25 protein-coding genes, 1 pseudogene and 1 other annotated feature are annotated in these 24,951 nt (G+C 46.6%); of the genes and pseudogenes, 10 read left to right on the top strand and 16 right to left on the bottom strand.

Features of this window, described 5'->3' with window-relative positions; genetic code table 11:
- The first annotated feature begins 13 nt into the window (after nt 1-13).
- Nucleotides 14-454, top strand: a complete 441-nt coding sequence (locus NSU00_RS04670) for a CotY/CotZ family spore coat protein (RefSeq protein ID WP_029141795.1) — start codon at nt 14-16, stop codon at nt 452-454.
- A 48-nt stretch (nt 455-502) separates the two neighbouring features.
- On the opposite strand, the gene NSU00_RS04665 is transcribed toward NSU00_RS04670, so the two are convergent.
- Nucleotides 503-1,216 (bottom strand): CotO family spore coat protein, encoded by a 714-nt coding sequence (locus NSU00_RS04665; RefSeq protein WP_340703492.1) that lies wholly within the window; start codon nt 1,214-1,216, stop codon nt 503-505.
- Between the two features lie 267 nt (nt 1,217-1,483).
- Here NSU00_RS04665 and NSU00_RS04660 point away from each other — a divergent pair, with 267 nt between their 5' ends.
- Entirely contained in the window at nt 1,484-2,182 is a 699-nt protein-coding gene (locus NSU00_RS04660) for a hypothetical protein (RefSeq protein ID WP_029141797.1), read from the top strand.
- Nucleotides 2,183-2,262: 80 nt separating this feature from the next.
- Here NSU00_RS04660 and fabI read toward each other — a convergent pair whose 3' ends face one another.
- On the bottom strand, nt 2,263-3,042 hold the full coding sequence (gene fabI / locus NSU00_RS04655) for an enoyl-ACP reductase FabI (protein ID WP_017553970.1): 780 nt from the start codon (nt 3,040-3,042) through the stop codon (nt 2,263-2,265).
- A 387-nt stretch (nt 3,043-3,429) separates the two neighbouring features.
- Between fabI and prpE the strand changes: the two genes are divergently transcribed.
- Complete coding sequence (gene prpE, locus NSU00_RS04650; protein WP_118498073.1) at nt 3,430-4,167, top strand: bis(5'-nucleosyl)-tetraphosphatase PrpE; 738 nt, start codon at nt 3,430-3,432, stop codon at nt 4,165-4,167.
- A gap of 56 nt (nt 4,168-4,223) precedes the next feature.
- Here the strand turns inward: prpE and NSU00_RS04645 are convergent, their stop codons facing one another.
- From NSU00_RS04645 to NSU00_RS04630, 4 genes are read right to left on the bottom strand one after another with little or no spacing between them, the layout of a single operon-like run.
- A complete protein-coding gene (locus NSU00_RS04645; RefSeq protein WP_029141799.1) occupies nt 4,224-5,096 on the bottom strand; it encodes an RluA family pseudouridine synthase in 873 nt (290 codons plus the stop codon).
- Between the two features lie 8 nt (nt 5,097-5,104).
- Nucleotides 5,105-5,899: an NAD kinase gene (locus NSU00_RS04640; RefSeq protein WP_019721840.1), complete on the bottom strand. Its 795-nt coding sequence runs from the start codon at nt 5,897-5,899 to the stop codon at nt 5,105-5,107.
- A gap of 35 nt (nt 5,900-5,934) precedes the next feature.
- Nucleotides 5,935-6,570 (bottom strand): GTP pyrophosphokinase, encoded by a 636-nt coding sequence (locus NSU00_RS04635; RefSeq protein ID WP_179234333.1) that lies wholly within the window; start codon nt 6,568-6,570, stop codon nt 5,935-5,937.
- A 22-nt stretch (nt 6,571-6,592) separates the two neighbouring features.
- Complete coding sequence (locus NSU00_RS04630; RefSeq protein WP_340702453.1) at nt 6,593-6,976, bottom strand: UPF0738 family protein; 384 nt, start codon at nt 6,974-6,976, stop codon at nt 6,593-6,595.
- A gap of 136 nt (nt 6,977-7,112) precedes the next feature.
- Between NSU00_RS04630 and NSU00_RS04625 the strand changes: the two genes are divergently transcribed.
- The 5 genes from NSU00_RS04625 (at nt 7,113) to NSU00_RS04605 (ending at nt 11,540) form a co-directional block, all read left to right on the top strand.
- Complete coding sequence (locus NSU00_RS04625) at nt 7,113-7,697, top strand: CYTH domain-containing protein (RefSeq protein WP_340702452.1); 585 nt, start codon at nt 7,113-7,115, stop codon at nt 7,695-7,697.
- A complete protein-coding gene (locus tag NSU00_RS04620) occupies nt 7,694-8,473 on the top strand; it encodes a lytic transglycosylase domain-containing protein (RefSeq protein WP_340702451.1) in 780 nt (259 codons plus the stop codon). Before NSU00_RS04625 ends, NSU00_RS04620 begins: the two co-directional genes overlap by 4 nt.
- 1,329 nt (nt 8,474-9,802) lie before the next feature.
- On the top strand, nt 9,803-10,204 hold the full coding sequence (locus tag NSU00_RS04615; protein WP_013858794.1) for a globin domain-containing protein: 402 nt from the start codon (nt 9,803-9,805) through the stop codon (nt 10,202-10,204).
- The gene (locus tag NSU00_RS04610; RefSeq protein WP_340702450.1) at nt 10,201-11,058 is read left to right on the top strand and encodes a ClpXP adapter SpxH family protein; all 858 of its coding nucleotides are present in this window, start codon (nt 10,201-10,203) and stop codon (nt 11,056-11,058) included. The genes NSU00_RS04615 and NSU00_RS04610 overlap by 4 nt, the downstream gene beginning before the upstream one ends.
- Before the next feature lie 290 nt (nt 11,059-11,348).
- Entirely contained in the window at nt 11,349-11,540 is a 192-nt protein-coding gene (locus NSU00_RS04605; protein WP_019721831.1) for a hypothetical protein, read from the top strand.
- A gap of 392 nt (nt 11,541-11,932) precedes the next feature.
- On the opposite strand, the gene pepF is transcribed toward NSU00_RS04605, so the two are convergent.
- From pepF to NSU00_RS04555, 10 genes and pseudogenes are all read right to left on the bottom strand, one after another.
- Nucleotides 11,933-13,747, bottom strand: a complete 1,815-nt coding sequence (gene pepF, locus NSU00_RS04600) for an oligoendopeptidase F (RefSeq protein WP_340702449.1) — start codon at nt 13,745-13,747, stop codon at nt 11,933-11,935.
- 67 nt (nt 13,748-13,814) lie between these two features.
- A complete protein-coding gene (locus NSU00_RS04595; protein WP_340703491.1) occupies nt 13,815-14,894 on the bottom strand; it encodes a competence protein CoiA in 1,080 nt (359 codons plus the stop codon).
- Nucleotides 14,895-14,931: 37 nt separating this feature from the next.
- Nucleotides 14,932-15,000, bottom strand: a pseudogene (locus NSU00_RS04590) (hypothetical protein); the annotation flags it as partial.
- 317 nt (nt 15,001-15,317) lie between these two features.
- Nucleotides 15,318-15,977, bottom strand: a complete 660-nt coding sequence (gene mecA / locus NSU00_RS04585) for an adaptor protein MecA (protein ID WP_029141808.1) — start codon at nt 15,975-15,977, stop codon at nt 15,318-15,320.
- 365 nt (nt 15,978-16,342) lie between these two features.
- On the bottom strand, nt 16,343-16,738 hold the full coding sequence (gene spxA / locus NSU00_RS04580; protein ID WP_013858789.1) for a transcriptional regulator SpxA: 396 nt from the start codon (nt 16,736-16,738) through the stop codon (nt 16,343-16,345).
- A gap of 278 nt (nt 16,739-17,016) precedes the next feature.
- On the bottom strand, nt 17,017-17,958 hold the full coding sequence (locus tag NSU00_RS04575) for an ABC transporter ATP-binding protein (RefSeq protein WP_017553954.1): 942 nt from the start codon (nt 17,956-17,958) through the stop codon (nt 17,017-17,019).
- Between the two features lies 1 nt (nt 17,959).
- Nucleotides 17,960-19,021, bottom strand: a complete 1,062-nt coding sequence (locus NSU00_RS04570) for an ABC transporter ATP-binding protein (protein ID WP_118498036.1) — start codon at nt 19,019-19,021, stop codon at nt 17,960-17,962.
- Between the two features lie 18 nt (nt 19,022-19,039).
- Nucleotides 19,040-20,059, bottom strand: a complete 1,020-nt coding sequence (opp3C, locus tag NSU00_RS04565; protein ID WP_029141812.1) for an oligopeptide ABC transporter permease — start codon at nt 20,057-20,059, stop codon at nt 19,040-19,042.
- Entirely contained in the window at nt 20,056-20,988 is a 933-nt protein-coding gene (gene opp3b / locus NSU00_RS04560) for an oligopeptide ABC transporter permease (RefSeq protein ID WP_340702448.1), read from the bottom strand. Before opp3b ends, opp3C begins: the two co-directional genes overlap by 4 nt.
- 128 nt (nt 20,989-21,116) lie before the next feature.
- Entirely contained in the window at nt 21,117-22,787 is a 1,671-nt protein-coding gene (locus NSU00_RS04555) for a peptide ABC transporter substrate-binding protein (RefSeq protein ID WP_340702447.1), read from the bottom strand.
- 490 nt (nt 22,788-23,277) lie between these two features.
- Between NSU00_RS04555 and NSU00_RS04550 the strand changes: the two genes are divergently transcribed.
- Nucleotides 23,278-23,532 carry a DUF3899 domain-containing protein gene (locus tag NSU00_RS04550; RefSeq protein WP_234969625.1) on the top strand — a complete coding sequence of 85 codons (255 nt, stop codon included), beginning with the start codon at nt 23,278-23,280 and terminating at the stop codon, nt 23,530-23,532.
- A gap of 102 nt (nt 23,533-23,634) precedes the next feature.
- Nucleotides 23,635-23,875, top strand: a binding site (T-box leader).
- 62 nt (nt 23,876-23,937) lie between these two features.
- A complete protein-coding gene (gene trpS, locus NSU00_RS04545) occupies nt 23,938-24,930 on the top strand; it encodes a tryptophan--tRNA ligase (protein ID WP_017553949.1) in 993 nt (330 codons plus the stop codon).
- Nucleotides 24,931-24,951: the final 21 nt, after the last annotated feature.

Below are 24,951 nucleotides of genomic sequence, written 5' to 3'. Positions count from 1 at the left end.
AGTTGAAAAATGAATGAGCAGTAAATCCCATGAATATTCCCGTACTTGCGTTTGTGATGTCGTACAATTCATCAACGATTTGCAGGATGCTGCGGTGGAAGACAGCAGCTGCCCGACCAACTGCTTGAATCCCGTGCTCGGTGCCAACAGGGAAAAACATTCACATGTCAACACACGTCCATTCATTCTATATACAAAAGACGGTTGTGCTTTTGAACCATTTTACAAAAATCACCACTTTGACAGCTGCGACGACTTCTGCGAAAAATCGAAATTTTTAAGAGTCGAAAATGTGGAAGGATGCTGTGCTGTTGTACGGGTTTTAAAATGTGTCTGCGAACATCACGACGGCCATTCAAGGGTCCATTTTGAAGTAACCGATACGTGCATCACGCTTGATTTAACCGACTTCATTGCCATTCAATGTCTCGAAGATACATTTGTCAATTTGTAATGTATGAAAGTCGATAAGTTGCCGCTTATCGACTTTTTTTCCGGAGCTTTACTGGACCAGCAATTTAATGTCCGTGATCTCATCCAGATTGATCCAGACCGTTTCCATGGAAGAAAAAGGCATGACGGACAATTGGTCTTCCATCCGTTCAAGGATCACGGCACGATAGGCGGTGCTGTTCGTTTGGATCATGACGGGGATTTCCGGCAGAAACCGCGGCTTATGGATTAAATAGTCAATTTTTTCATGGACTGTCATTTCTTTAAACCGTTTCCTCGATGGCGGTTGGACGGTTTCTTGTTCCGGCAAAGTGCCGGTTGTGCCAGCGCCGTCCGTTTCAAAAGCCGTTTCCGCTTCCACCGCTTCGGCGGGTTCCGCAGCATTTGCCGCCTGTTGCTGTTCCGCGGCATTCGACGCTCCCTCGTGTTCCAAACTATTTGCCGCCTTTGCCATGGCCGGAACAATTACGGCTCCCCCGCGTTCCGCAGCTCCTTCTGTTTTTTCCTGTTCTGACGTTTTATTTGGTATGGGCTGTCCCTGTTCTGCTTTTTCCTCCTGTGCCGCTGTATTGTTTTTCTCTTCGGCATGCCCTGTATCGCCGCCGGCAGGCATTGGTTCCGCGATCGTCCCATGGACGGCATGTTCAGGTTTTTCGCTAACCACATTTCTGTACACTTTCTGCATTTTGATCGCGAGCGGAACATTTTTCGGCTGGATAATATAAAGAAGCGGTTTTTGGCTGCTGTACTGGCTCTCCTCCATGTTTCCAAAATCCCTCCTCTGATTTCTGGCTCGCTTTATAACTATGCGCGGAAATAAGAAATGTGCCTAGGGGCTTGGAATCTCCCAATCATTTGATATTTCTGCCTTATCGTATGTTTTGGGGACAAGGAACGGAACAGAGGTTTCCACAGCATATTGGCACAAATTGATAAAGCAAAAAAATGTGCTTTTATAAGCTACCATCCGTCTATTCCAAAAATATGCGGATGAGTAGAATATATGAACAAAACGAAGGGAGGCATTTAAATGTCTTATTATGACTCAAACGGCAGCTGCTATGATGATCATCGCCGCCACAAACGGCAAGACGAGGAAGAACGGGGTCTTCTTTCGGAATTCGATGTGGATCAGTCGCCGTCCGTACCTGTACCTGTGACAGGCGTCTTTAACATGGCAAACGCCATTGCGGAAGTAGATGTAAAAGTAGATGATTATGATGACCGCGTTTCATTGCTCGCAACTGTCGAATGGTCGCCGGCAGACCTGCCGCTTGGTGTAACACTTGCAGCCTTAATTGGAGCCGTTACAGGAGCAGGAACAGGGATCGTCATTCCGTTAACCATTCCGGCAACCTTCAGAATCTGGAGAAGAAATTCTTCCGGTACAACACTCATCTCTCAAAAAACGGATGAAAGCGTGGTTTCCGGCATCGCCATTCTTGCAGCCGGAGGGCTTGTTACCCTGCTTTTTGAAAACGTGACAACTACGGTTCACGCCGTGGATACCGATCCGTCCAAAGGGAAAAATGAATACTTCTTAACCATTGAACTCGGTACTTTTGCTCCAGATACAACGATTCCAGGGGCTGCACCTACACTGCTTGGAACCATTACACTGACGCCTCAAAATGTCGTCAGCTACACATTCTCTGCTGCAGAAATTGAAGATAACGACCAATATCATGATGACAACAAAAAAGGCCATAAAAAAGATTACAGAGACTGATGCCATGCCAAAAAAGCCAGGAAGATTTCACTTCCCGGCTTTTTTCACTTACGCTCCGGACAAACTGTTTTCATCTCACGTTAGCCCATAATATGATAGCCGGCATCCACATGGATATTTTCGCCCGTGATCGCGCGCGACAGGTCACTAAAGAGAAACAGCGCGGTATCACCGACTTCACTCGTATCAACACCACGGTGAAGCGGCGCCCTTTCTTCCATCACTTTCAAAATGCTGTTGAAGTCGCTGACCCCTTTTGCCGACAGTGTGCGGATCGGGCCGGCCGAGATCGAGTTGACGCGGATGTTGAGCTTCCCGAGGTCATATGCCAAATAGCGGACGCTTGCATCGAGGGAAGCTTTCGCAACGCCCATCACATTGTAATTTTCCATGACGCGTTCACCGCCGAGGTAGGTAAGGGTGACAATGCTGCCCCCGTTTGGCATGAGTTCCAGTTCTTTCACCGCTTTGGCAACGGCCGACAGCGAATAGGAACTGATATTATGGGCCAGTAAAAATCCTTCACGCGTCACGTTTGTGTAGTCACCTTTTAATTCTTCCCTGCGGGCAAACGCAACACAGTGGGCAATGCCGTCAATCGTGCCGGCTTCATTTTTGATCGTTTGAAAGCATGACTGGATTTGCTCGTCGCTTTCCACGTCACATTGAAGGATCAGATAATCCTTTCGGTTCAGCGTTTCAGCAAGTTCGCGGATGCTTTTTTCATTCCGGTCGAGCGCATAGGTAAAAATAATCCTTGCGCCTGCTGCATCAAGCGATTGGGCAATTCCCCAGGCAATACTGCGCTTATTTGCAACTCCCATCACAACAAATGTTTTATTTTCCAAAGATAAATGCATCGTGTTAACTCCTTTATTCACAATTTATATGCGATTTTTAGTACCTGATACCAATTCTACATGAACTTTTCGGGTTTGAAAAGCACTTGCGTTTTATTTGTTTCGCGATGAACGTGCCGGGGCTCCGGGGAAAATCAAACTTTTTTCAGCTGCCGGCATTTGTTCAGGCGCGCCGGACAACATAAAATAGAGATGGAAGGAGCGCTAAGCATTGACCCAAACGATCCTAAGACCATTATCCGGGAACATCGCGAAGCGTCCAAGTCCGAACTTGTATTCCGGGCTCGCCCGGAATATAAAATCTTATACTCACTTGTCAATGAGCAGAATGAACTGGAAATTGACATCCACTTTGGATTTAAACTTATTATACAAGGAGCGAATGTCGTGAAAATCGATATCATTGGGGATATACACGGCTGCATGGCGGAATTCAGGAAGCTCACGGAAAAAATGGACTATCAATGGGAAAACGGCATTCCCGTTCATCCGGCGGGCCGGCTGCTTGGTTTTGTCGGCGATCTGACAGACCGTGGGCCGGCATCTTTGGAAGTGGCCGATACTGTCTATCGATTGTGGAAAAAGAAGCTTGGCCTGTACGTCCCCGGCAACCACTGCAACAAGCTGTACCGTTATTTTTTGGGGAGAAATGTCCAGCAGAAGCACGGCCTTGAAACAACGGTGGCGGAACTGGAGGTGCTCCCCGTAAAAGAGCGGGAACGGCATAGCAAACAATTTATGGAATTGTATGAGAAGTCCCCGCTTTATCTTGTTCTGGACGGCGGCAAGCTTGTCATCGCCCATGCCGGCATCCGGCGCAAGGATATTGGTAAGATGAACAAACCGGTGCAGACTTTTGTGCTTTACGGTGATATTACCGGGGAAACCAATCCGGACGGGACACCAGTGCGCCGCGACTGGGCGAAAAATGACGAGGGGGAAGGCTGGATTGTGTACGGGCATACGCCGGTGAAAGAACCGCGATTTAGCGGCCACACGGTCAACATTGATACCGGCTGCGTATTCGGCGGCAAACTGACGGCACTCCGGTATCCGGAAATTGAAACCGTCTCCGTCCCTTCTTTGATGCCATATGTGGGAGAAAAATTCAGGACGTTCGCCTGAATTTTAAAAACATCCATAAGGGCATAAGCGGAAGCATGAAAATCTTCCGGGTACCATTAAAGGAGATCCAAAAAGGGCGGTTTAGAAAGAAAATGCATTTCTTTCCCTGAAACCGGGTGCTGAAATGAAAGCTCACTGCAATGGAGCGCCTGACGGGTGAAGCGGCTCGTGTTTCCGCCGTACAGGCCGTCACCGAGAAGCGGGTGGCCAATATAAGAAAGATGGACACGGATCTGGTGCGTCCTGCCGGTGTCAAGCCGGAGACGCACATGTGCATATGCCGGAAATTGCCGGACAACTTCATAACGGGTGCGCGCAAACTGGCCGCCATCCCGGACTTCGCGTTCTATAATGCTCGTCTCTTTTCTCCCGATCGGGGCTTCAATCGTGCCGCTTTTTTCAGTAAAAACCCCTTCCGCGAGCGCCTCATACGTCCGGAAAATTTCATGTTTCTGCTGCATCAGGCTGCATAAATGGTGGATATAACGGTTTTTTGCAACCAGGACAAGCCCGGATGTGTTCCGGTCAAGCCGGGTCACAACATGGATTGCGGATTCGGTCCCTTTTTTCCGGTAATGGCCGAGCACTGCATTTGCAAGGCTTGCGGACGGGTGCTCGCGGGAAGGGATCGTATTCATAAACGCCGGCTTATCCGCAACAAGCACGCTTTCATCTTCATAAATAAGGCCAAACGGAATATTTTCGGGCGTAAGATTGGGGCTCGGGGTTTCTTTTGGAAAAACAATTGCGGCCGTATCATTCGGCTGCAATCGATAACGGACCGTTACTTCGCGGCCGTTCACAAGGATCAGCCCGCCGCGGAATTTAATATCCGCAAGCGCCCGTTTCGAGATATGGCGCGCTTTTAAAAATTCTTTCAGTTCCTGATGTGCCTCAGCTTCTGTAATTGTCCACGATAATGTCAACATGTTTTCACCTAATCCGAAATAAAAGAATCATGCACCCTCTTCCAGAAAGGAAAAGGCCTGAAACGGGCAAACCGGATCTTTTCTTTTGCCACACGGTACTGGATGGACCGGACTTCCTTATGGAGTAGCGTTAAATGGTCAACTGTTACCAAAAAATCTTTCTGCCGGACCGGGCGCAACACACAAGTATGGTGCCCCGGCAAAATAAGCGGCGAGCCGATTGTCCGGAACACTTTATTGTTAATGGATGCCATCTCGGTGAGCTGGATCGATTGCAGGGAAGGGTGGACAATAGCCCCGCCGAGCGCCTTATTATAAGCCGTACTGCCACTTGGTGTGGCAAGGCATAATCCGTCGCCGCGGAAACGCTCAAAATGCCGGCCATTGATCTCAACATCGATGACAAAGGTGCCGTCCACGCATTTGACCGTTGACTCATTTAACGCAAGGTAACGCGTTTCGTGGCCGCCGTGCTCATACGCAATCATCGCTTCAAGAAGCGGGTAGTCCACCGTAGTGTAAGTTTTATGGGCGATCGCATCGACCAGCTCCTCAATTTCATCCGGCACCCAGTCGGCATAAAAGCCGAGATGGCCGGTATGCACCCCGACAAAAGCCGTCCGGTCAAGCCGGGAACTGTAGCGGTGAAAAGCATACAAAAGCGTGCCGTCCCCGCCGACCGAGATGACGATATCCGGTTGTGCTTCATCGTAAACAAGCCCGAAATCCTGCAAATAAGAACGGATTTTATGCATCCATATATTGGATTCCGTATCCCCTTTAGAAGTGATGGCAAATTTCAAGCTGCTTCCCCTCCCCTTCTTTTTTGCCACCGGTTTCATGGCTTTTTTTGTTCCGCGCGCTCTTTGTTTTTTGAAAAATACATTTGGGCTTCCTGAATTTCTTCACGGATCTCGGACATTTCTTCATCAAGGCGGAAAGCGGCTTCGGCAGCCCGCTTCAGCCGTATATTAATTTCTTCGGGAAATCTGCCTTTATACTTATAGTTTAAAGAATGTTCAATCGTTGCCCAAAAATTCATCGCCAGCGTCCGGATCTGGATCTCCGCAAGAATTTTCTTTTCCCCGCGGATCGTCTGCACCGGATATTCAATAATGACATGATAAGACCGGTAGCCGCTCGGTTTTTTATTCGAAATATAGTCTTTTTCTTCGACAATCCGGAAATCGTTTCGGCGCCTGAGAAGCCCGACAACCAGTTTAATATCATCCACAAACTGGCACATCATTCTGAGCCCGGCGATATCCTGCATTTCCGCCTCCAGCCGGCTAAGCGGGATGCCTTTTATGTTTGCTTTTTCTATAATGCTTGCTACCGGCTTTACACGCCCTGTTACAAACTCAATCGGGCAATGGGTATGCTCTTTTTCAAATTGGGTGCGCATCCCCTTTAACTTCACTTTTAATTCATCAACAGCCTGTTTATACGGGGTTAAAAATTCCTCCCAATCCACTGCCTGATCACCTCTTCGGATCTCATTCCAATGCAAAAACGGCCTCTACCTTATCCAGCATCTTTTTTCCGTAATTGCTGTTGCCCCGGATATTATCGAGCAAAAAATGAAGTTCCTCATCAAGCCCTGTAAGCTCCAATTTTCCATCTTTTGAAACAGCAACCACTTTTTTATGTTCAAATGCCGCCGTCCGAATCTCTTTCCAAACCGGAACAGGCAAATATAAATATGTATAATCCTCACAGCCGTCGTCTTCAGCCAGATAGATAAACGAACAGGCATCCGAATCGACGATCATTTGCCCTGCCGGCTTCAGGCTCCGCATGGAAACATCCGGGCGCTCAGCATACAGTTCGAGAATCCCGTCTTTCCATTCAGGCTGCCCCAGTTCAATAATCTTTCGCAATCCGTTTTCCCTCCCTCTCCTTCCCATCGGAGAACAAGTTTCAATCCCATTTTATTTTACCATATCTCCACAGAGAATAGACACTTTAAGGAAAGGATTCGCTTTAGTATAATGATGATGGAAGTGAGGGCTTATCATGAGCAAAGAAATTGAAATTGAATGTAAAAATATGGTCACCCGCCGTGATTTCTGCCGCCTTGCCCGGGCTTTTGGCATCGCGGAACATGATTTTAAACAGCAGAAAAACTTTTATTTTGATACGCCTGATTTTGCTTTAAAGCGTAGAAAATCGGCCCTGCGTGTCCGGAAAAAGACAGGACGCTTCCAGCTCACCCTGAAAACGCCGGAAAAAACCGGGCTGCTGGAAACAAGCCAGATGATCGGCGAAAAAGTTTTTCAAAAGCTCAAAAACGAGGGCTGGTTTCCGGAAGGCGAAGTCATGGAAAAATTAGTGGAACTGCAGGTGGCACCAAGTAAATTGGTGTATTTTGGAAAGCTTGTAACGAAGCGGGCTGAAATTGCATATGAAGGCGGGCTGCTCGTGTTTGACCATAATTTTTATTTAAACAAGGAAGATTTTGAGATAGAATATGAAGTAAGTGAACTGGAAACAGGCACAAAACAATTTTTAAAATTGCTGGAAACATACGGCATCCCGCACCATCCGGCAAAAAACAAGGTTCTCCGCTTTTATGAGGCAAAAAGGAGCAATGAGAGATGAGTACAATCAGCCAAATCGCGTTTTTAATGGAACTGGAGGCGCTGCAGTCGCTTTCTCCCGGCAGCAATGCTGCTCAAACGGGCAACAGCACCTCTCTTTTTCAGGAGATGCTGTCAAGCTTTATGGAAAATGCCACGGCTTCTGGCGGAAGCGGTAAAGACGCGTCCGGATCGTTATCGGCCCTGGCAGCAGCTTTCAACCTGGCGTTCAATCCATTTTCTTCTTTAACGGGGGAAAATCCGGCGCTTGACACGTTGCCTGCCTCAACGGGATTCGGCACGCTGTCGGGTAAGGAAACGCCAGCTGCGGCGCAGACAGGGACCGCGGCCCTTTCGGCTTCTGCCCAAAGCTCAGCTTCAGAAAGCACGCAGACAACAGCCGCTTCCGTCAGTGGCGGAATCCCGGCGAAAATCAGCCAGGCGATCCAGCATGCATCCGCAAAATACGGTGTCCCGGAAAAGCTCATTCAAGCTGTCATCAAACAGGAATCCGGTTATCGTCCGGATGCAGTCAGTCCGGCTGGCGCAGCAGGCTTGATGCAGCTGATGCCGGAAACAGCGGCCTCGCTCGGTGTAAGCAATGTACTTGACCCGGAACAAAACGTGGACGCCGGCACAAAGTATTTAAAATCTTTGCTGGGAAAATACGATCACAATGTCCGGCTTGCATTGGCCGCCTATAATGCAGGCCCCGGCAATGTCGACCGGTGCGGCGGTATTCCGCCATTCAAAGAAACACAGCAATACGTCTCATCGATTATGAATCATTTGGCATAACGATTGAAACCCGCCGCCCTGTGCGGCATTTTTTTTACGGGGAAATTTCTGAAGCTGATGAGGGGCATTGCCCGGTCAAGGCTCCACTTTTTTGTCTTTGTCTTTCATTTGCCGTATGAAGGACATTTTAATATTTTGGGGCATATGTTTTGTCTTTCATCATCCCGATGAAGGACATTTAATGGTTGGCGGCCCGTGTTTTATCTTTCATCTGCCCTATGAAAGACATTTTCATGGTCTCGGGCTCGCGTTTTGTCCTTCATTGGCCCGATGAAGGACGTTTCAACGGTTTCGGGCATGCGTTTTGTCCTTCATCAACCCAGTGAAGGACATTTGGCTGTCTGACGATTTATGTTTTGTCCTTCATCACCCCGATGAAGGACATTTCCCCGGTCTCGGGCTCGTGTTTTTTTCCCTTTTACAGATTCAAAAGAACATTTCGGGCCTGTATGCAGCGTGTTCTGTCCTTTTGACAAGTTCAAAAAGACATTTCGGGCCTGGGTGGAAGTCAATTTGTCCTTTTGACGGTTTCAAAAGGACATTTTGGACCCAATCGTTACTCCTTTTGTTCTTTTGACAGCTTTAAAAAGACAGTTCGGGTCCCAACGCCACTCCTTTTGTCCTTTTGGCGGCTTCAAAAAGACAGTTTGAGCCCGGATGCAGCCTGTTTTGTTCTTTTGACAAGTTTAAAAAGACAGTTCGGGCCCAATCGCTACTCCTTTTATCCTTTTAGCGGCTTTAAAAAGACAGTTGGGGCCCGGGTGCAGCCTGTTTTGTCCTTTTGACGGTTTCAAAAGGACATTTTGGACCCAATCGTCACTCCTTTTGTTCTTTTGACAGCTTTAAAAAGACAGTTCGGGTCCCAACGCCACTCCTTTTGTCCTTTTGACGGCTTCAAAAAGACATTTCGGGCCCAAGCGAAGGTCAATTTGTCCTTTTGAACCCTTCAAAAAGGTATTTCGTATCGGGCGCAACCTGTTTTGGTCTTTTGTCATCTTCAAAAAAACAGTTTGCCGTCATACACGCATACGTTTTGTCCTTCATCACCCCAATGAAGGACATTTACCACGTTTACAGCCCTATGAATTGTCTCCCATCAAACCGGTCGCGCAGGTTTTCCAAATGAATATTATAACTAACGCCTGTTTCAGCAAGTCTTAGGAAGTTATGAAAGTTTGCCAAATAAAGCGGATTGTTTGAGTTATTGCGGCCCCCTTGATAAAATAAAAAACAAATGGCAGATATGTCGACAAAAATTTTAATGAGCAAACCTTTCCGTCGATTTCAAATATACGCAAGATAAAAACGAGATAAAGGAGCAGTTATTCTATGGTGGAAAAGAAAACTGTGCCATATGAGATCATTGGGGGAGAAAAACTTGGCCGGCTTGTTGATGCATTTTACAAGCGGGTCGCTAAACATCCGGATTTAATCCCGATTTTTCCTGATGATTTAACGGAAGTTGCCAGGAAGCAGAAGCAGTTTTTAACGCAGTTTTTGGGCGGCCCCCCGTTGTACACGGAAGAGCACGGGCATCCGATGCTGCGGGCACGGCACCTTCCTCATGAAATCACGCCTAAACGTGCAAAGGCATGGCTGTCCTGCATGAGCGCCGCAATGGACGAAACAGGGATTGACGGCGAATTCCGCGACTTCTTTTTTCAAAGACTTGTCCTGACCGCACAGCATATGGTCAATACTCCGGATGATGTGCCAGGTGACGCAAATTGAAAAATATGATTGATTTGATGAAACATTCCAGCTGTTTTTCAAAAAAGCCGCTGGAAATCTATGTTTTTATCGATCCGCTTTGCCCGGAATGCTGGGCGCTGGAACCGGTTTTAAAAAAGCTGCGCCTCGAGTACGGCGTCTATTTCCGCCTCCGCCATGTACTGATCGGAAAATTATCCAATCTGAACGACATTCCGAAAAAACGGGAAGCCGTTGCGGATTACTGGGAAAAAACGGCGAGCCGCACCGGCATGTCCTGCGACGGCAGTTTATGGATCGAAAACCCGATTACGTCGCCTTATATCGTGTCGATTGCAATAAAAGCGGCCGAACTGCAAGGAAAAAAACAGGGGTTGCGCTTTTTGCGGAAAGTGCAGGAACTCGTCTTTCTTGAAAAACGAAACATATCGGATATCCAAATTTTAGTGGATTGTGCAAAAGGCGCTTCCCTCGATGTGGACGAATTTTTGCAAGACATCCATTCCGAAAGCGCAGCGAAGGCTTTTCAGTGCGATTTGAAAATTACTTCGGAAATGGAAGTAACTGAAAGCCCGTCGCTTGTTTTCTTTAATGAACATATTGAAGATGAAGGATTAAAAATTTCTGGACTTTATTCTTATGACATTTATGTACAAGTTCTTCAGGAGATGCTGGGCAAAGAGCCTTCCCCATTGCCGCTTCCCCCATTGGAGGAATTTCTGAAGTATTTCGGGTTTGTGGCATCAAAGGAAATTGCGGTGGTGTACGATATGCCGGTCCATGAAGCCGAAAAAGAATTGAAAAAGCTCGTTCTTCAGCAAAAGGTTCGGAAAATCGAAGGAAAGCACGGCTCATTCTGGAAATATATCAACTGACCCTTGTCTCTGGCAGGGGATTTTTATATGTAAAAATAGGAAAGAGGCCTTGCGTTTGCAAGGCCTCTTTCAACACGAACAAAGGGGATGGGAGAAATTTTTCACGGTCAAACAAAGGGGTATGTTTGCTTGTGATCAACTTCACATCTATATAATAGCACCCCCCTATACGGAATGCAAGTACTTGTTAAAGTGTTCACATATCTGTCAAATTTAAATTTTGCATACCGCGGCAGCCTGTTCATAAAATAGCACTGAACCTGTATAAACTTGATGAAAGGAGACTGGATATGAAAAAATGCAAACTTACGGCCCTTGCCGCCGGTTTCTTCGCTTTGTTCTGCCTGAATCTGCTCGGGCTGATGAAGCTTCTCCCCCTTTTTCTCACGTCCCCGCTTTTGTTCGCGGCCATCTTCGCGCTGCTTTTGTATGTTAACCGCCGTAACCGTTTTAAAGGATTTAACAACAGGCGCCACTTGTAGTGGCTTAAAAAACAGCGCTGCGGGCCTACATCTATAAAAAGTGTCCCATTTTCATTTATTTCCGGTCCCCTACAGCCATGCGGCGGCGGAAACAGTGCTGCCGCCATTTAATCGACCCATAATCGTAATGGCGCCGCCATTCTTTTATCCAGCAAGCAAATTTTCCATATCCTCATTTTTTCAAAGCACACCATCCGGCGCAGAAACTGTACCGCCGCCCGCCTATCATATGAAAGGCAGCCCCGTTCTTAGAATGCCGGCAAATAGATTTTCCATACCCGCCAACTTTTTTTCAAAAAATGCGACGGAAACAGTGCAAAATTTCCGCTGGCTTCTTTCGAAAAAAGGCCCCATACGTCAAACAGCGGCAGAAAAATTCCGCCGCTGTTTCTTTATCCGAGCAAGTTTTCCATTTCCGTTAATTTTTCTTCAAATACTTTTAACGCATCTTCGACCGGCTGGGGCGATGCCATATCGACGCCTGCTTTTTTCAATACTTCAATCGGATATTCCGAGCTGCCGGCGCTTAAATAGCCGATGTAACGTTTGACAGCCGGTTCCCCTTCTTCGAGGATTTGTTTGCTTAACGCGGTCGCGGCGCTGAAGCCGGTCGCATACTGATATACATAATAATTGTAATAAAAATGCGGAATGCGTGCCCACTCAAATCCGATTTCCTGATCGATGGCGATATCCGTGCCAAAGTATTTTTGGTTCAGCTTATAATACTCATCTGTCAAAAGTTCCGCTGTCAGCGCTTCGCCATGTTGCGCTTTTTGATGGATCAGATGCTCAAATTCGGCAAACATCGTCTGGCGGAAGACCGTCCCGCGGAAACCTTCCAGATAATGATTCAATAAGTAAATCCGCTGTTTCTCGTCTTTGATCGTTTTTAACAAATAATCGTTCAACAGCGCCTCATTGCACGTGGAAGCCACTTCCGCCACAAAAATGGAATAATCCCCGTACGGATACGGCTGGTTCTTCCGCGTGTAATAGCTGTGGACGCTGTGGCCGAGCTCATGCGCGAGGGTGAACACATTGTCAATATTGTCCTGCCAGTTCAGCAAAATGTACGGATTGGTCCCGTAAGCGCCCGAAGAATAGGCCCCGCTCCGCTTGCCTTTGTTTTCCACCACGTCAATCCAGCGGTTTTCAAACGCCTGCTGTAAAATGCCCTGGTATTCCCCGCCGAGCGGATGGAGTCCGTCAAGCACGATCTCTTTCGCTTTTTCATATGTCACTTCCATATCGACGTCCTGGACAAGCGGCGTATACAGATCGTACATATGCACTTCATCAAGCTGCAGCACTTTTTTGCGCAAAGCAACATACCGCTGCAGCAAACCGAGATTTCGGTTCACCGTCTCCACGAGCTGGTCGTACACTTTTTCCGGAATGTGGTTTGCCGCAAGGGCAGCTTCACGCGCCGAATGGTAATGGCGGATTTGCGCTACAACATTGTTCTTTTTCACCTGGCCGCTGAGCGTGCTCGCAAACGTGTTGGTGAATTTTTTGTAGGTCGCGTACAATTTTTGGAATGCCTCTTTGCGCACGCGGCGGTCTTTGCTTTCCAGCAGGCGTGTAAAGCGGCCGTGCGTGATCTGCACTTCATTGCCGTTTTCATCGATTACTGTCGGGAACTCAAGGTCTGCATTGTTGAGCATGCCGAAAGTGGTGCTGGAAGTATTCAGCACTTCCGAAACCTGTGCGAGCAATGCTTCTTCTTCCTTAGATAAAATATGCGGGCGCATTTCATTAATTTCTTCCAATGCATGCCGGTACAGCTGAAGCGGCACATAAGCTTCCAGGAATTGGTTCAGTTTCGCTTCCTCAATCGACAGAATTTCCGGCACCACAAACGCAAACGCGCTCCCAACCTGGGCGGCAAGGCTTTTCGCTTTGCTGTCCATCCCCTGGTAAAAGGCATTCGTTGTGTCCTGGTCATAACGCATATGCGCGTATGTATACAGCTTGCCGAACCTTTCCGTCACTTCATCCTGGAACTGGAGCGCATGATAAAGCTGTTCCGCGCTTTCGCCAAGTTTCCCCTGATAAGAAGCGGCACCGGCCAGCTTTTCTTTTACTGCTTCATATTCTTTATTCCAGTCATCGTCACTCGGAAAAATATCCTCAAGCCTCCAGGTTAATTCGTCAGGGACCTCGTTCCGGCTTGGCAACGCGTGTACTTTTTTCCCGTTTTCCATCAATTTTCCTCCATTCTTCTCAAAAAATTCCTTCTTTTTTCATTTTAGCGTAACTCCCCCAATCCCGCTACTGTTCTGCTTTCCCATTTGAAACATCCGCCCGCAATGCTGACGACAGATGGCGCTCCATATGTTCAAGTTCTTCTGTATTTTTTGGCGCAAAAACATTTTTATTCATATGGTAACCTGCTTTTCCTTTTGACCAGAGCCCCAATTGTACGAGCAGCTGCGCATACTCATAAATCATCGCCTTTGCCGCGTTCCTTTCGCGCACATACGGTGATTTTCTGAATTCAATTTCCTTTTTTTCCATCCTCACCGTAAACAGCCGCAGCAGTTCATCCAGTGAAACCGCCGCATTTGTCCGCAATGCGAAAAGGGCATCCAGCCATACATAAAATTGCCACTCGACCGGGTGCTGTTTACAGGCGGCCATGTGCAAAAGCGGCAGGCCGATAAACGGCGGCAGGGACACAGGGTGCATTCCCGCTTCATAAACGTGCCGCAAAAATGGGTCTTGAAAGGCTTTTCCAAACTGGATCTTCAGGCCGATCCAGCGCCGCCTTTCCACAAACCATTCAGGGAGCGGGACAGGGGCGGAAACAAGTGAAAACTGATCATCTGTAAACGGAAAAGAAAAGGCAGACAACGGCTTTTCCGCGTAACATGCGCGGAATGTTTTGGCAGATACGGGCATCATGTGGGATAAGAGGCAGACCTTTCTTTTGCCGGGAGCGTAGCTGAATAAATAAAAGTGGTGCCGGGTATGGCGCAAAAAAGACAATTGAAAATCACTGCAACGGTACACTCTTTCCGCCTCTTTCCCTGGGGACCGGAAAGGCATGCCGCCCAGTATCCAAACAGGCAAAATGCCGAGGCGCCTGTACCCTGCCGTCCTCTCCATCAGCCGCCCGAACGGGATCGGGGAACACTGGTATTCAATGGCAAAAAGCTGCCGGTATTTGCGCACCACAAGATCCGCCCTTTGCCGGATAGAAGGAAAATATTGTTCGAGGGAAACATCGAGGCCCTGCCCCCTCAACCATAAAAACAGGTCTTTCTTGCCTTGCAAATGCATCGGGCTTTCCGGTTCGGAAAATGTGGCACAAGTGGAATGGCGGTAATGGGAAAAATGGGGGGGTGACATGGCTGCCAATTTTTAAAATGAGGGGTTCACGGCAATCCTGGCAGTAAAACGTATGGGAGGTTTTTAACTGCTGGAGATTCAATCTTGTAAAGCGTTCCGTCAGCATGATCAGCTCCCCCCGCTCGTTCAGCGCAGAAAGCAACAGCATCCTCTCCTTTTTTAACGTATCGGGGCCCGTTTTAAACACCATCCCCGCTTTTGTTGGGCCGGCGGCATTCGGCCGTATGCAGTTGCCGGCCTCTCTGCAAGCCCCATATTGGCCGGCCTGTATCTCCGGGCCCTTATGGCAACCGCTGTATAAACGCAATGCACAGCCGTATTGAATACATTCACCGCTCGGGGCGAAAAATCCTGTTTGCCCGGACGGCATTTTTCCGGATAAACAAAAAAATCGATGCGTTTGCGGCACCGATTTTTTATCGATTAAAAGTACGAGTTTAATTTCGCAAATACATTGCTGTTAATGATCAGCTTTCCGTATTCCAGGAGACGGTGGCTTGTGACAGAGGAAAGGTCGGAATACTCCAGCAGCTGGCTTAACTTAAAGTCATTGGCTTCTTCCGTTTCCTCTTCCGGGAAGCGGACATACAGATAATATTTGCCTTCAAAGGCGTACAGCTTCGTGCTGACGTCTTCCATCCGAACGTTTTTGGCCAGCGCCAGCAAATCTTCAAAGTCCTTGAAATACAAGACCTGTTCGAGCGGATCGCCGTCCGTGAAAACCTGCTGCATCGGCGTTTGGAAGTTCTCACTGAAGAATTCTTCAAGCTGGTCGCCGATTGGCAGTTCTTTCAGCTTTTCGTCCGGAATCGGCAGCTCAAAACGCTGTCCGTCTTTCGACAACTGCGCTTTTGTGACAAGCACTTCTAGCCCTTTTTCGAGCGCCTGCACCTGTATCCAAAGCGGGCCTTCCGGGTCAAATACATCGTCATCCGTGTGAATCTCATCCATCATTTCCCAGAACAATTCTTCGCTTCTTTCCCGATCATACCAGATTTCTTCACGATTAAACCCGCGTTTCTCTATATCAACGTACGAAATATAAAACTTCACCGTGTTCTCATTGATTCTTTCGATTTCCATACATCAGCTCTCCCTTCTTGCAGGTGTAGTGAAGGGACATGTTCCCCCATTCAGGTATAGGTAACCTTGTACTTTTATTTTATGATAAAATACTGGCAAATGGAAATAAAAAAACTTTCCTTTTTAAAATTCCACGCCGGCCCATTTCTTAAACATCCGGCAAAAAAAGATCATTTGCATCTTTTTTTGTATTGTATCCGATTTGCTGCAGAAATTAAAGGCAAAATTTTTCTAAATACATATTCATTATTTGACAATTTTATGACAAAAAGGTGAAGAAAACCTCCCGGGCCGGAACCTGGGAGGTGATTTGCCGGTTTAGGATTCGTATGAAAGGCATCCGGCAAAAGAAATGATAAAAGTTGTCAATTCACAAGCCTTTGTGCTTCCCTGAGCTGGAATGTCCGCACTTTCCGCGGCAGGAAGCGGCGGATTTCATCTTCGTTATAGCCGACCTGCAGCCGTTTTTCGTCCACGATAATCGGCCGTCTTAATAAACCGGGGTTTTGCTGGATCAAAGTGTATAATTCCTGCAGCGGCAGGGCATCCAGATCAACGTTTAATTTTTGGAATGTTTTCGAACGGGTGGAAATAATTTCGTCCGTCCCGTCTTCCGTCATCCGCAATATCCCTTTAATTTCATCCAGTGAAAGCGGTTCAGAAAAAATGTTGCGCTCTTTATACTCAATATGGTTTTCTTCAAGCCAGTTCCGTGCTTTTCTGCATGATGTGCAACTTGGTGAAGTGTATAATGTGACCATCTAGCATTCACACTCCTAAATTTTTATATTTGGATTCCCATTTGATTCTCACATTAAAATAAGTTTAATCAAACAATCTCTATTATGTATTATACACTATATCCGCGTTATTGAATATATTTTTTTGAAAAATAGTTTGTTGTATTTTTCCCCGGTTTAATAGTCTTCTTTTTCCCCAATTCTCTCTATTTAAACCCTTATTCTTCATTTATTTATAGAAAAGCGAAAAGAAGAACGCACTTCAACTGACATGCGTTCTTCTTCCCACTTGAGAATGGTCAGCCATTATAAGCTTTTTTGTACTGCTCGAATTCCCTTTCCGAACAGTAGACAAAATGGTGCGGCGCCACTTCGCGCATTTTTACTTCTTCGCCTTCCTTATATTGATGGACGGACGGGTCGTAAATTTTCCGTTGCCGTGTCCGTTCATAGTCAGGGTCCGGAAGCGGGATGGCGGATAGCAAGGACTGCGTGTACGGATGAAGCGGATGGTTATACAAATCATCGGCATCGGCCAGTTCCACAAGCTTGCCGAAATACATGACGCCGATCCGGTCGCTGATATATTTCACCATCGACAAATCGTGGGCAATGAACAGATACGTTAAATGATGTTCTTTCTGCAGTTTTTTCAACAGGTTCACAACTTGCGCCTGAATTGAGACGTCCAGCGCTGAAATCGGTTCGTCAGCAATAATAAATTCAGGATCGACCGCAAGTGCCCTGGCGATCCCGATCCGCTGCCGCTGCCCGCCCGAGAATTCGTGCGGATAACGGTTGGCGTGTTCTTTGCTTAAGCCGACCGTTTCCAACAGTTCATAAACCCGGTGCATCCGTTCTTCATTTGATTTTGCAAGCCCGTGGATATCAATTCCTTCCGCAATGACATCGGCCACTTTCAAGCGCGGATTGAGCGAAGCATACGGATCCTGGAAAATCATTTGCATTTTCCGGCGGAACTGTTTCAGCTCTTTATGGGACATTTTGTCATGGACATTTTTGCCGCCATACAAAACTTCCCCTGCCGTTGCATTGTAAAGGCGGATAATCGTCCGCCCGGTTGTCGATTTGCCGCAGCCGGATTCGCCGACAAGCCCGAGGGTTTCGCCTTTGTAAATATCAAATGTGAGATCATCGACAGCACGGACTTCATTTGCCCTTCCAACATTGAAATATTGTTTTAAATGTTTGACTTCGATCAGTTTTTCTTTCACTGCCATTTTACTTCCCCTCCTCAGCCGGTACCGGGCGCACGTTCCCTTTAAACTTGTACATCCGCTTTTTCACGGCTTCCGGCGGCTCCACTTTTGGGGCGTACGGATGCAGAAGCCATGTTGCGGCATAATGCGTATCCGACACTTTAAACATCGGCGGCTCCTGCTCCAAATCGATTTTAAGTGCGTACGGATTGCGCGGCGCAAAGGCATCCCCTTTTGGAGGGTTCAATAAATCCGGAGGGGTGCCCGGTATCGCGTACAGTTCTTCATCCCTGACATCGAGGCTCGGCATCGAACTAATCAGCCCCCATGTATACGGATGTTTTGGATTATAAAAAATTTCATCCACTGTTCCGATTTCGACAATTTTCCCGCCGTACATGACAGCAACACGGTCTGCCACATTGGCAACCACGCCCAAATCGTGCGTAATAAAAATAATGGAGGTATCAATTTTGGACTGCAGTTTTTTCATCAGTTCCAGAATTTGCGCCTGAATCGTAACATCAAGCGCCGTTGTCGGTTCATCCGCAATTAAAATTTTCGGGTTGCACGCCAAGGCAATGGCAATGACGACCCTTTGCCGCATCCCGCCGGAAAACTGGTGGGGATACTGTTTGATACGGATCTCCGCATTCGGGATGCCGACCAGTTTTAACAGTTCGATTGCGCGTTTTTTCGCTTCATTTTTATGCATTTTCTGGTGTTTCAAAAGCGGCTCCATAATCTGCTTCCCGATTGTCATGGTCGGATTTAAAGAAGTCATCGGATCCTGGAAAATCATCGAAATCTCTTTCCCGCGGATCGACTGCATCTTTCTTTCTGACACTTTGGCAATGTCGACGTCGCCGAACAGGATTTGCCCCGACTTGATTTCCGAATTGTTCGGGGGCAACAGCCGCATAATCGATTTCGTCGTCACCGATTTCCCTGAACCGGATTCCCCTACGATTGCCAATGTTTCCCCTTTATATAAATCAAAACTCACACCGCGGATCGCTTTTACTTCACCGGCAAAAGTGTGAAAGGATATATTCAGGTCTTTCACTTGCAAAATCTTTTCCATTCGGCTTCACCTCATTTCTTAATCGCGCATTTTCGGGTCAAATGCATCACGCAAACCGTCAGCCAGCAGGTTGAAGGCAACGAGCAACAGACAAATAATCGTGCCCGGCACTGCCATCAAATACGGCAGGAACTGAAATGTCTTATAACCGTCTTCAATCAATGTCCCAAGCGATGCAGCCGGGGACTGGAGCCCGATCCCGATGAAACTTAAAAAGGCTTCGAAGAAAATCGCACTTGGAATGGTGAACATTGTATTGATAATAATCACCCCGGTTAAATTCGGGAGCAGATGTTTAAATAAAATCCGCATGTTCGAAGCGCCAAGTGTCTTTGCTGCCAATACGTACTCCATATTTTTCAGCTTTAACACCTGGCCGCGGACGACCCGCGCCATATTCAGCCAGCCGGTGATCACCATGGCAATCGTGATTGAAAGGATCCCCGGTTTGAAAATCAGCAGCATTAAGATAACGACAATCAAGTTCGGGATGCCGGACAAAACTTCAATAATCCGCTGCATCACGTTATCGACCTGCCCGCCTTTATATCCGGATATGAGGCCGTAAGAAACGCCGATGATCATATCGATCAACGCCGCAAGGAAGGCGATATATAAGGAAATTCTCGTCCCCTGCCATGCCCTTGCAAACAAGTCGCGGCCGAGAGCATCCGTGCCGAACCAGTAATACGTTTTAATATGGTTTTGTTCGTACATGTTCACTTTTTGCCCGCCAACCGTCTGGGACCCGTCAAAAATGCCGAGCTTCTCAATCACAGGGATTCTTGGCGGCAAATTTGCCCTTGATGAATTTTGTTCATACGGGCCCGATTTGGAAAGATGCGGCCCGATGATCGCCATCAGAATTAAAATAATGATAATAAACAAACTGACAACTGCGCCTTTGTTTTTGCGGATGCGCATCCATGCATCCTGCATAAAGGACAGTTGCGGTTTGGCAATCAATTCACTTTGGTCGCGATCCGGCGCTGCGGGTTCAAATAATTCTTTCGGCAATGCCTCTATGTTGTTGTTCATGATTTATTCCCCCCGGCCAATCGAATTCTCGGATCAATGATACCGTATAAAATGTCGACAACTAATGTAATCAGGACTAACAGGAATGAGAAAAAGAGGGTTGTCCCCATAATAATCGGGTAATCATTCATTTGAATGGATTTAACAAATTGTTCGCCAATCCCGGGAACAGCAAAAATTTGTTCGACAACCATCGATCCGGTCATCAAGTTAACGGCAAGCGGCCCAAGCACCGTAATAAGCGGAATCAGCGCGTTCCGGATCGCGTGCTTAAAGGCGATTTGCCCGTAAGAATTCCCTTTTGCTCTCGCCAGTGTAATGTAATCGGAACCAAACACTTCAATCAGCTCCGTTCTCATAAACCGTGCAGCTGTGGCAACCGGAAAAATAGCGAGCGCAATGGTGGGCAATATGGAAGAAGCGAACCCATCCCAAGCTGCAACCGGCAGCCATTGCAGTTTCACACCTATCACATATTGCAGGACTGCGGCAAATACAAACGAGGGAATGGATATACCGAGGACCGAAAGAAATGTGCTTCCGTAGTCAATCCATGTGTTTTGAAACATTGCCGCCAGTACACCTAGTAATATACCAATTAACGTGCCGACAATCATGGCCTGAATCCCCAACTGCAAGGACGGCTCCATCCTATCCGCAATCAGCTGTGCAACCGGCTGGTTGTCAAACTGGAAAGAAACGCCGAGATCCCCTTTCAGCAAATTCACCATATAGTTTTTATACTGGACAGGCAAAGATTCATTCAGTCCATATTTCTGGTTCAGGATATGAACCTGTTCCGGTGATAATTTTTGCTGGTTCCGGAACGGGGTCCCCGGCAAAAATTTCATCAGGAAAAACGTAAAAGAAGCAATAATAAATAAGGTAATGCACAAATAAATAATCCTTTGCACAATATACTTCGTCACACGTGACACCTCCCAAAGAAAAGGAATGTTTAAATTTTTCACATAAAAATCCGCTTAACGGTGAAAAGAGAGTATTTCGGAAAGAAAATACTCTCTTTTACCTTTTTAATTGAAGTCATGCAGTTTTCTTACTTTTGAACATATGCATCTTTAAATGTGTATTCCGGCCCGAATATATGGTATTCGATTCCTTTTACATACGGTTTAACAAGGCGTAATGTAGCACGTTGATAAATCGGCCCGATTGCCGCATCATCCATCAGCACTTTTTCAGCTTGCAGCATGATTTGCCAACGTTTTTCCGGATCGTTGCCGTATTTGTTCTTCGCTTCATCAATCAGCTTATCGTATTCTTTATTCGAGTAGCCGGAATTGTTGTTATCCCCGTTTGTGACAAACAAGTCGAGGAAGGTCATCGGGTCTTTGTAGTCAGGACTCCAACCGGCAACCTGGATGTCATAATCTTGGTTTGTATCCAATTGCAAACGGTTTTTGAATGGTACGTTTTTCAGTTTGATCGTTAACCCAGGAAGATTCTTTTCCAATTGGTTTTGGAAGAATTCGCCTGTTGTTTTTGCGTTATCTGTATCATCACCGAGAATTTCAAGCGTTAAGTTCTTCTTGCCGAGTTCTTTCAACCCTTTTTCCCAATATTTCTTTGCTTCTGTCGGATTATATTGGAGGTAAGAACCGGATTCCGTACGGAAATCTTTGCCATTTTTCGGATCTTTTGCAAAGTCTTTTGGTACTAAGCCGTTTGCAGGGAAAGACCCGTTAGATAGCACTGTATTAACAAATGCTTTTTTATCATAAGCCATTGAAAGCGCCATCCGGATATTTTTGTTTGCCAAAGCGGTTTTCTGGCCGTTTCTGACTTCATTGTATTTGAAGTAGAAAACATTTGATTCCGGAACTGTCACAGCTTCTTTGTTCTTTTTATATTGTTTCGCATATTCGGCGCTCAAAACAGTCCGGTCGATTTTGCCCGTATTGTACAAGTTGACCCCGGTACTTGGCGATTTCACAACCTGGACATTGATCTGTTTCAGTTTCACATGTTTCTTGTCATAGTAATTCGGGTTTTTCACGTATTTCCATGTCAGGCCTGTGCCGTTCCAGTCTTTCAACACGAACGGGCCGTTGAACAACATATTGTCGCTATTTGTCCCGAACTTGCTGCCTTTTGACTCAACAAATTTTTGGTTGAGCGGCAGATACGTGCCGAAAGCCAGCAATGATTTTAAGTAAGGGACCGGTTTTTCAAGCTGGACTTGCAATGTGTGATCGTCAATCGCTTTTACCCCTAAAGTGCTTGGATCTTTTTTGCCGGCAATGATATCTGAGGCGTTTTTAATGACACCTCCGAAAATATAGGCATATTGTGAGCCTGTCTTCGGATTCACGGCCCTTTGCCAGGAGTAAACAAAGTCTTTTGCCGTAACCGGATCGCCGTTGGACCATTTCGCGTCTTCGCGGAGCTTAAACGTATACGTTTTGCCGTCTTTGCTGACTGTCGGTTCTGCTTTCGCAATCCCGAGCTTCAGCTCATCGTTTTTCCCAACGACATAAAGGCCTTCCATTGTATTACCGAAAACGGTAAAACTTGCGACATCCGTTGCAAGTGTCGGATCCCCTGTCGGAAGTTCAGCCGATTCATCCATATTCAGCACTTGCTTGGTTTTGGATGAGCCGCCGCTTGAGCCTGAACTGCTGTTTTTGCTTCCGCCGCCGCATGCGCCGAGGACGAGCGACAGAGCAAAAGCCAGCATCATAAACACATAAAATTTTGACTTCTTCATCAGCTAACCACCCTTTTTTTATTTTTCTGAAAAGCGAGCGACTTTTCGAATTTAATTATACTAACATTTCACGGGCTTGTACATATTTTTTTAATCTTTTTTAATTACGTAAAAAGGCTAATAAACCAAAAAGGTGTTGACATTTCAATATTGTAAACCCTTACAAAAGGTTGAAAAAATTTTAAATAAAACTATAATAACGAAAAAACTTTGGTAGGTTTTTTAACAACATTTTTTAATTTGGAAGCGCTGCCAACCGCTTAACTTCCGCGTTTCGTTGTATTTATAATTTTTAAATTAATTTTAATAAATTTAATTTAATTTTAATTTAGGTTTAGATTTTCCGCTATTTCATCTTTTCTTTTGTTCCTGTATAATGAATGAAAATCATTTTGTAGGTGAGCGTATGTTCAAAAAGCTTGTCTGTTGGTTGCTGGCCTCCCAGTTACTTGTTTTACTTTTTTCTTTTTTGGTGTATAAGCGAATCGATTTGCTTAGCTATATTAATACTTCGTTTACGATCGGGGCGCTTTTGATTCTTTTTGCCGCGTCGGTTTTAATGGCGCGGACCGGTTTTTTTGATGCGTTTATTTACGGGTTTCAAAGAATGTCTTCCAAATTTAACGAGGGGGACGTCCGCCCGCTGTCGAAGCTGGTTACCCTGCGTGTTTCCGTGCCTCTTCTTACCGGGGTCTTCATGATGGTACTGATGGCGATCGCCCTTTTTCTGCAAAGTTCGTCCTGAAATGCCGGACATATAAAGGCTGAGTCTTGCATACAAACGGGCACTCTAGCGGACAGCGGTTTTTGACATTTTTCCTTCTTTTCATTATAATGAAACTGGTATATAGAAGCGATGAGAAAGAAGAGTACATCTGTTTATGGCATTTCAGAGAGTTTGTGGCTGGTGGGAACAAACATGCCTGCAGATGGAATGGGCTTTCGAGCTCCGGAGATGAACGGGCGACTACCTCATTAGTTTCCGGCGTACGCCTTGCGTTAACCAGGCTCCAATTGGCATTGGAACTAAGCGGCCCATACCAGGGCACTTAGGGTGGCACCGCGGATTTATCCCATTCGTCCCTAATTTTGGATGAATGGTTTTTTTATTTTCCGGAAAAATATCAGTGTTCGAGGAGGAAGAAAGAAAATGAGGACGATTTTTTCAGGCATTCAGCCGAGTGGAACGATCCACATCGGGAACTATCTTGGGGCAATGAAGCAGTTTGTGGAATTGCAGAACAGCTTTAATTGCTATTTTTGCATTGTTGACGAGCATGCCATTACCGTGCCGCAGGACCGCCTTGAACTCCGCAAAAACATCAGGAGCCTTGCCGCTTTTTATTTGGCAGTCGGCATTGATCCGGACAAAGCAACGCTCTTTATCCAGTCGGAAGTGCCGGCGCACGCCCAGGCCGGATGGATGCTCCAATGCGTTGCCTATGTCGGCGAATTGGAAAGAATGACGCAGTTTAAAGACAAATCTGCAGGAAAAGAAAGCGTATCAGCCGGGCTTCTCACATATCCGCCGCTCATGGCCGCCGATATTCTGCTGTACAGCACGGATCTTGTGCCGGTCGGCGAGGACCAGAAACAGCATCTCGAACTGACGAGGGATTTGGCGGAAAGGTTCAATAAACGTTATCTTGAAATTTTTACGCTGCCGGACATCAAGCTTTCCAACTCCGGAGCAAGGATTATGTCGCTGCAGGATCCGACGAAAAAAATGAGCAAATCCGATCCGAATCAAAAGGCATTTATCTCGCTGCTTGACGACCCGAAACTGGTCGACAAAAAGATTAAAAGCGCGGTTACGGATTCAGAAGGCGTAGTCAAATACGACAAAGAACGGAAACCGGGCATTTCCAATTTGCTCGACATCTATTCCAACTTCAGCGGCCTGTCCATTGAAGAGCTGGAACGGAAATATGACGGCGCCGGCTACGGTGCGTTTAAAGCGGATCTCGTTGATGTGGTGAATGAAGGGCTTGCCCCGATCCAAAAACGGTATTATGAACTGATTGAATCGGAGGAACTGGACCGGATCCTGGATAAAGGCGCGGAAAAGGCCAATATTGTAGCCGGAAAAATGCTGAGGAAAATGGAAAACGCGATGGGGCTGGGCAGAAAAAACCGCCACTAAAAAAAGCGAGTTGCGGATCGT

The sequence above is a fragment of the Weizmannia sp. FSL W8-0401 genome, from assembly GCF_038009125.1.
GTDB classification, from domain to species: Bacteria; Bacillota; Bacilli; order Bacillales; family Bacillaceae_C; genus Weizmannia; species Weizmannia coagulans.
Note: the sequence above shows the minus strand (reverse complement) of the source record. Positions and strands in the feature narration are given on the sequence as shown.